Source organism: Micromonospora sp. 4G55, assembly GCF_016803375.1.
Map to the genome: position 1 here is coordinate 1 of NZ_JAEVHN010000301.1, position 7,273 is coordinate 7,273.

The following is a 7,273-nucleotide window of genomic DNA, read 5'->3' on the forward strand; positions in this document are numbered from 1 at the left end:
CGCTGTCGAGCTGATGTCGTGGACGGCTCAGGCTGCCGCCGACCGGACAGCGGTGTCGCGGGCGCTGTCGAGCTGATGTCGTGGACGGCTCATGGCCCTCGCCGGCCGGGCGGCGGCGGTCGGCCCGCGACCCGAACGCACTACTGCCGGTGCCGAGGGGTCCCGGGCGGGCGCGCGGGTCACCGCGACGGATCAGTGTGTGGGCTGAGTCGTTCACGACATCAGGTCCGTAGCGACGGGAACCGGGTGCGCGTCGGCCGGCGGGGCGGGGCGACCGGGCGGAGGGTCAGTGCCCGCCGCCGCCCGCGCTCCTCGCCGCGGCGCGCTGCTCGACCAGGGCGCCGACCCCGTCGAGGATGCGCTCCAGGCCGAAGACGAACTCGTCGTCCGGGCCGGACGGGTTGTCCAGCACGCCGGCGTCGATCACCGCGGTGAACGCCGGGAAGCGGTCCGGCCCGGCGAGCTTGCGGATCAGCTGACCGTAGGAGGACATCGCGGCCAGCTCGTCGGGGGCCTTGGACATGAACGAGGCCTGCACGTCGGCGGAGACGGTGGCGTCGTTGCGGCAGAAGCCGCTCAGCAGCATGATCACCGACAGCTTCTCGCCCTCGCCCAGCGCGGTGCCGCCCAGGCACTCCAGCCCCCGCTCCAGCCAGATGATCTGGTTGGGGGTGACCGGCGGGCCGAGGGTCGGGATGTGCAGCGCCCAGGTGTGCTTGCGCAGGATCGCGTGCTGCTCCCAGGTCCATCGGGCCAGCCCGGCGCGCCAGCCCTCGTCCGGCGAGTCGGGCCCGGACGGCGGCGTCTGGTAGATCGCGTCCATCATGAGCTGGAGCAGCTCGTCCTTGGCCGACAGGTAGCGGTACAGCGACATGGTCGAGGCGCCGAGATCCGCCGCGACCCGGCTCATCGACACCGCCGACAGACCCTCCGACGCGGCGATGGCGACCGCCGCGTCGACGATGCGCGGAAGGCTCAGCGCGCGCTTGGGGCCCTTGTTCGGTCGGTCCCGCAAACCCCAGGCGTCCCCGATGTATCCCGGCAGCCCCGGATCAATGCTTCCGCCCATCGACTCCACTTTCCCTCGAGACGCCCGGCCGCGGTCATCCGCCCTTCGCCGCTGCCCGTCGCTGCGGTTCAGGGTATGCCGCCGCCCGAACGATGTCTGCACGGGATTGGGAACCGGACCGTCGGTGCCGTGACAGTAACCGTTCCGTCCCGTCCCGTGGTGCCGGCATAGGGGGCTCATCGCCGACCTTAGGGGGTGCGGAACCTGTCCGGCGTGCCGGCGCGCTGCTTGAATCGATCCGATCGATTCCCCGCCGCCCCCTTGAAGAGAGAGGCGCCGCAGCGATGACCGAAACAGCCGATGCCGTGACCACCGGTACCGAGCGCCCGGATTTTCCGCTGGACCGGCGCCGGTGCCCGCTCGCCGTTCCGCAGGAATACGAGCGGATGCGGGAGGAGAATCCACTCGCTCCGGTGACCAACCGGATGACCGGTAAACCCGTCTGGGCGTTGACCCGCTACCGGGACGTGCGCCAGGTGCTGGGCGACCCGTCAATGAGTTCGAATGCGCGTAACCCCGCCTACCCGGCGCAGTTCCACGTGCCGGAGGAGATGCTGCCGTACATCGCCTTTCCGTTCCCGGCGATGGACCCGCCGGAGCACACCGTCCGCCGGCGAATGGTGATCCCCGAATTCACCGCCGCGCGGATCAACAAGCTCCGCCCCCGGATGCAGCAGATCGTCGACACGCAGATCGACCAGATGCTGGCCAAGGGCGGCCCGTTGGACCTGATGGCCGAGCTGGCGCTGCCCGTGCCGGCGCTGCTGTTCTGCGAGATGCTCGGCGTCGACCCGGTGCACATCGGCTATTTCCGCCGCTACGCCGAGACCACCACCGGCCGGGACTCGACGCAGGAGGCGGTGGCCGGCGCGATCGCCGAGATGGACGAGTTCCTCGACGAGCTGATCACCGAGAAGACCAAGAACCCGGGCGACGACCTGCTCAGCCGGATCGCGGCCCGGCTGCCCGACGAGCCCACCCTCGAACACGAGGACCTGGTCGCCATCGCCCGGGTGCTGGTGATCGCCGGTTCCGACACCACCGCCAACGTCGTCTCCCTCGGCACGGTGGTGCTGCTGGAGCACCCGGAGCAGCTCGCCGAGCTCAAGGCGGACCCGTCGCTCTGGCCGGGCGCGGTCGAGGAGCTGCTGCGCTTCCTCAGCATCCTCGACTCGGCCACCGTGCGGGTGGCCACCCACGACGTCGAGGTCAGCGGCGGCACCATCCGCCAGGGCGAGGGCGTGCTCGCGCTCAACGGGGCGGCGAACTGGGACCCGGAGCGTTTCGAAGAACCGGAGAAGTTCGACATCCACCGCAACGCAGAAGGACACCTGGCCTTCAGTTACGGCAACCACATGTGCCCCGGCGCGAACCTGGCCCGGATGCAGCTCGAAACCGTCTTCCGGACGCTCTTCGAGCGCATTCCGGAGCTGCGCCTGGCCGCCGACGTCGACAAACTGTCGTACATGTTCGACGCACACGCGTACGGGTTGCACGAACTGCCCGTCACCTGGTGAGCGACGGGTCGCCGACAATGCGTGTCGAAGTCGACCGGGAAACCTGCGTCGGTTCCGGCAACTGCGTGTACTTCGCGCCCACCGTGTTCGACCAGGACGACCGCGACGGTCTCGTGGTGGTCCTGGTGGAATCGCCGGAACCGGCGCTGCGCGCGGCGACCCGTACGGCCGCGCTGAACTGTCCGGTCGGCGCCATCTCGGTCGATCGGACCAATTCCGGCAGCCCGCCGGTCCGGCCCGCCCCCTAGGGGCGCGGTAGGGCCGGCGGAAGCCGTTGAGGGGTTGCCTCGGAATTAGGGGGTCGCCGCTATGGAACCGCACTCCCGCGAGTCGCTTGAATTGTGCCGACTCGATCCAGACGACGGTTCGGAGCAGAAAAAAATGATCAAGCTTCCGGAGTCGGACGGCACCCTGACCGTCTACCACCCGACCCAGGCGCCGCGCGTGGTGCAGCCCGCCGACCCCTCACCGTTCCGGACCCGTTCCGTGCTGGCCACCGCGCACGTGCTGGGTGACCCGCTGGCCGACAACGAGCCCTTCGGGCCGCCCGGCGGCGACCCGCCGCCGCAGTCGCTGGACTGGGAGGCGACCCTGGCCTTCCGCCGGCACCTGTGGTCGTACGGCTTCACCCTCTGCGAGGGCATGGACACCGCCCACCGCGGCATGGGGCTGGACTGGCCCCGCGCCGCCGAGCTGATCCGCCGCTGCGGCGCCGAGGCGAAGGCGGTGGGCGGCCGGATGGCCGCGGCCGTCCTCACCGACCAGCTGGAGCCGTTCGCCCCGGTCACCCTCGCCGAGGTCCAGGCCGCCTACGAGGAGCAGCTGGCCGTGGTCGAGGAGGCCGGCGCCCAGCCGGTGATCATGTGCAGCCCGCACCTGAACGTCGCCGTCCGCGGCCCCGAGGACTTCGCCACCGTGTACGGCAACCTGCTGCGCCAGTCGAGCCAGCCGGCGATCGTGCACTGGATCACCTCGGAGTGGGACCCGCGCAACTCGGAGTACTTCGGCTACGAGGAGCCCGACGACGCGTACGACGCGCTGATCGCGATCGTCCGCGACAACCTGGACAAGGTCGACGGCGTCAAGATCGGACCGGCGTCGCTGGCCCGGCAGGTCGAGTGGCGCAAGCGGCTGCCCGAGGGCGTGAAGTTCTACACCAGCGACACCACCGAGTACCCGGAGATGTTCGTCGGCGACGGGTCCGGGCACAGCCACCCGCTCACCCCGGTCATCGACGCGGTCGTGCCGATCGCCGCCGAGGCCTTCCGGGCGCTCGACGCCGGCGACGACAGCCGGGCCCGGGGGCTGCTGGAGGAGACCCTGCCGCTCAACCGGCACCTGTTCAGCGGCGAGGGCCGCAGCATCTTCTTCTTCAAGACCGGAGTGGTCTTCCTCGGCTGGCTGGCCGGGCACCACGACCACTTCCGGATGGTCTGGGGCGAGCAGTCGGCCCGCTCGGTGCCGCACCTGGCTGCCGCGTACCGGCTGGCCGACAGCCTCGGCGCGCTGCCGGACCCGGAGCTCGCCGAGCGGCGGATGAAGCTCTTCCTCGCCACCTCGGGGATCGAGCAGTGAGCCGGGCCGTCGTCCTCGGCGGCGGCCTCGCCGGGATGCTCGCCGCCGCCGCGCTGGCCCGCGCCGTCGACGAGGTCACCGTCGTCGAACGGGACCAGCTCCCCGCCGAGCCGCAGCCGCGCAAGGGGCTGCCGCAGGGCCACCACAGCCACATCCTCATGCGCGGCGGCGTCGAGGCCCTCGACCAGCTGCTGCCCGGCGTCACCGACCGGCTGTACGCCGCCGGCGCCAAGCGCCGGGGGCTGCCCTCCGGCGCGCTGGCCCGCGGCCCCGAGGGCTGGATGGAACGGCTGGACACCGACGCGTACCTGCTGCTGTGCAGCCGGGAACTGCTCGACCACGTGGTCCGCGAGCAGGTGCTGCGCGAGCCGCGGATCGGCGTCCGGGAGGGCACCCGGGTCACCGGGCTGGTCGGCGACGCCGACCGGGTCACCGGCGTGCGGGTCGAGCAGGGGGGCGCGGAGCGCACCCTCGACGCCGACCTGGTGGTCGACGCCACCGGCCGGGCCACCAGCGCCCCGAAGTGGCTGGTCGACCTGGGCCTGCCCCAGGTCCGCGAGGACGTGGTGGACGCCGGCATCGTCTACGTCAGCCGCTGGTTCACCGCGCCGCCCGGCACCCGCGACGACTTCCCCGGCGTGATGATCCAGATGCAGGCGGGCACCGGCCGCCCCGGCCAGGGCGCCGGGTTGCTGCCGATGGAGAACGGCCGCTGGATCCTCAGCCTCTTCGGCAGCCGGGGCGGCGAGCCCCCCACCGACGAGGAGGGCTTCGCGCAGTTCGCCCGGGAACGGCACCACCCGATCATCGCCGACCTGATCGCCCAGGCCCGCCCGGCCGGGCCGATCCGCGCCTACCGGAGCATCCCCGACCAGCGGCGGCGCTTCGAGAAGCTGCCCGTGCCGGAGGGCTTCCTGGTGATCGGCGACGCCGCCCAGGCGCTGAACCCGGTGCACGGCACCGGCATGTCGGTCGCCGCGCAGTGCGCGTTGGCGCTGCGCACCGAGCTGGACGTGCGGGGTCTGCGGGCCGGCTTCTCCCGCAACGTGCAGGCCGCCATCGCGAAGATCAACCAGGGCGCCTGGCAGATCGCCGTCAACACCGACCAGGGGCTGCCGCACGTGCGGGCCAACGTGCCGCTGCGCGGCGGCGCGTTCGCCAACAAGATGGCCGCCCGGGTCGCCCGGACCGGCTGCGGCAACCGGATGGTCATCAACACCGTGTTCAACGTGGCGTCGCTCTGCGCGCCGATGACCCGGATGATGACGCCCGCCTTCCTCTGGGCGGTGCTGCGCGGCCCCCGTACGCCGGCGTTGACCGCCGAGCAGGCCATCGCGCAGTTCCCCGAGTTCGGCGACCTCGTCAAGGTCGACGCGGCGCCCCGGTCCACGGCCAGCCCGGCCTGACCCATGCACGACCCGCAGACGGCTCACCTCGCGATCGGAACAGGCGGTGGTACCCGGTGAACCAGGAGATGCCGTCGCGGGACGGCGCGGTGCTGCCCTGGCTCTGGGCGGACGTGGTCGACGGCGGCAGCCCGTGGCTGCCCGCGCTCGGCATCGCCGCCGCGCTGCTGGTCGTCCTGCCGCTGCCGTTCTACACCAACCTGTGGTTCCCGCAGTGGTGGGTACGCCAGATGCTGCGGATCAGCCTGCGCCTGGTGCACGGGCAGACCGGGGCGCGCCGGGTCAGCGGGCACACCCCGGCGGAGGTGGTCGCCCAGAGCGGCGACACCGAGCGGGTGGTGCAGCTCGCCGACAACCTGATGGACCAGTTCATCGCCCTGGCGATCGTGGCCACCATGACGGCGGTGACCGGCAGCTTCGTACCGGCGCTCTTCTTCGCCGGGACGATGGTGGTCTCCGGGCTGGCGGCGACGCTCTTCGGGCCCCGGCTGGAGCGGTCCGCCCGGGGCACGGTGGCGGCGCGGGCGGCCTTCGCCACCGCGCTGGTCTCCGCGCTCTCCGCGGCCCGCACGGTGAAGCTGGCCGGCGCCACCCGGCCGGTGCTGACCCACCTGGCCGCCCTGGACACCGTGCGCAGCGACCGGCAGCGCCGGGAGATCTCCGCGCAGGTGTGGGCACGGTCCACGCCGTCGCTGGTCAGCGGCCTCCTGCCGATCGGCGCGTGGGCGCTCTACCTGGCCGGTGGGCTCTCCGCCGGGGCGACCCTGGTGGCGGTCTCCACGCTGGGCGCGGCCCGCTGGTTCGCCTGGACCACCGCGTCGCTGGTCTCGCACTACCCGTCGGCGCGGGTCTGGACCCGGCGGACGACGGCGATGTGCGGGGTCGGGACGTACTCGGCGGCGGTTCCCGGGGTCGACCTGGCCGCCGGGACCGCGCCCGCGCCCGTGCCGCCGGCCCGGCGTCCGCTGCGCCGGCTGGAGCTGGCCGGCTTCGGGGCGCTGCACTCCGACGGCACCCTGGCCGTGCGGGACGTCGACCTGACCGTCGACCGGGGGCAGTTGGTGCTGGTGGTCGGGCCGGTCGGCGCCGGCAAGTCCTCGCTGCTGCGCGCGCTGGCCGGGATCGTGCACCACACCGGCACGCTGCGCTGGAACGGCGAACCGGTGACCGAGCCGGAGCTGTTCCTGCGTCCGCAGCAGGTGGGGTACGTCGGGCAGCTGCCCCGGGTGCTCTCCGGCACGGTCGCCGACAACATCGCGCTCGGCCACGAGGTGGACGCGGCCGGGGCGGTGTCGACCGCGCAGCTCGACCACGACCTGGCGCGGCCGGGGGTGGGCTCGGGCTGCTCATCGGCCACAAGGGGACCCGGCTCTCCGGCGGCCAGTTGCAGCGGCTGGCGCTGGCCCGGGCGCTGGCGCCGCGTACCGAGCTGCTGGTGGCCGACGACGTCTCGTCGGCGCTGGACGTCACCACCGAGCTGGCGCTCTGGGCGGCACTGCGCGAGCACGGCGTGACCGTGGTCGGCTCGACCTCGAAACGCGCGGCCCTGGTTCGGGCCGACCACGTGGTGGTCCTGCACGACGGGGTGGTGGCGGCGCAGGGCCCCTGGCGCGACCTGGAGGACGACTGGGGCCACCTGGCCGGCTGACGCTGCTCGGTTGATCGACGGTTTGCGGCGGTCGCGTGTCCCGTGGCCGGGGACGACC

At 72.7% G+C, this 7,273-nt stretch carries 5 protein-coding genes and 1 pseudogene; 5 read left to right on the forward strand and 1 reads right to left on the reverse strand.

Annotated elements, in window-relative coordinates:
* Positions 1-286: 286 nt before the first annotated feature.
* Positions 287-1,069, reverse strand: coding sequence for a TetR/AcrR family transcriptional regulator (locus JNW89_RS22065; RefSeq protein WP_238450349.1), 783 nt, complete (start codon positions 1,067-1,069; stop codon positions 287-289).
* Between the two features lie 305 nt (positions 1,070-1,374).
* On the opposite strand from JNW89_RS22065, the gene JNW89_RS38150 reads away from it, so the two are divergent.
* The 5 genes and pseudogenes from JNW89_RS38150 to JNW89_RS22090 all read left to right on the forward strand — a co-directional run.
* Positions 1,375-2,586: a cytochrome P450 gene (locus JNW89_RS38150; protein ID WP_238450350.1), complete on the forward strand. Its 1,212-nt coding sequence runs from the start codon at positions 1,375-1,377 to the stop codon at positions 2,584-2,586.
* Complete coding sequence (locus JNW89_RS22075; RefSeq protein ID WP_238450351.1) at positions 2,583-2,834, forward strand: ferredoxin; 252 nt, start codon at positions 2,583-2,585, stop codon at positions 2,832-2,834. The genes JNW89_RS38150 and JNW89_RS22075 overlap by 4 nt, the downstream gene beginning before the upstream one ends.
* A 133-nt stretch (positions 2,835-2,967) precedes the next feature.
* A complete protein-coding gene (locus JNW89_RS22080) occupies positions 2,968-4,161 on the forward strand; it encodes a DUF993 family protein (protein WP_210778549.1) in 1,194 nt (397 codons plus the stop codon).
* Positions 4,158-5,567: an FAD-dependent monooxygenase gene (locus tag JNW89_RS22085; RefSeq protein ID WP_238450352.1), complete on the forward strand. Its 1,410-nt coding sequence runs from the start codon at positions 4,158-4,160 to the stop codon at positions 5,565-5,567. Before JNW89_RS22080 ends, JNW89_RS22085 begins: the two co-directional genes overlap by 4 nt.
* Positions 5,568-5,647: 80 nt before the next feature.
* Positions 5,648-7,215, forward strand: a pseudogene (locus tag JNW89_RS22090) (ATP-binding cassette domain-containing protein); the annotation flags it as partial.
* Between the last annotated feature and the right edge of the window lie 58 nt (positions 7,216-7,273).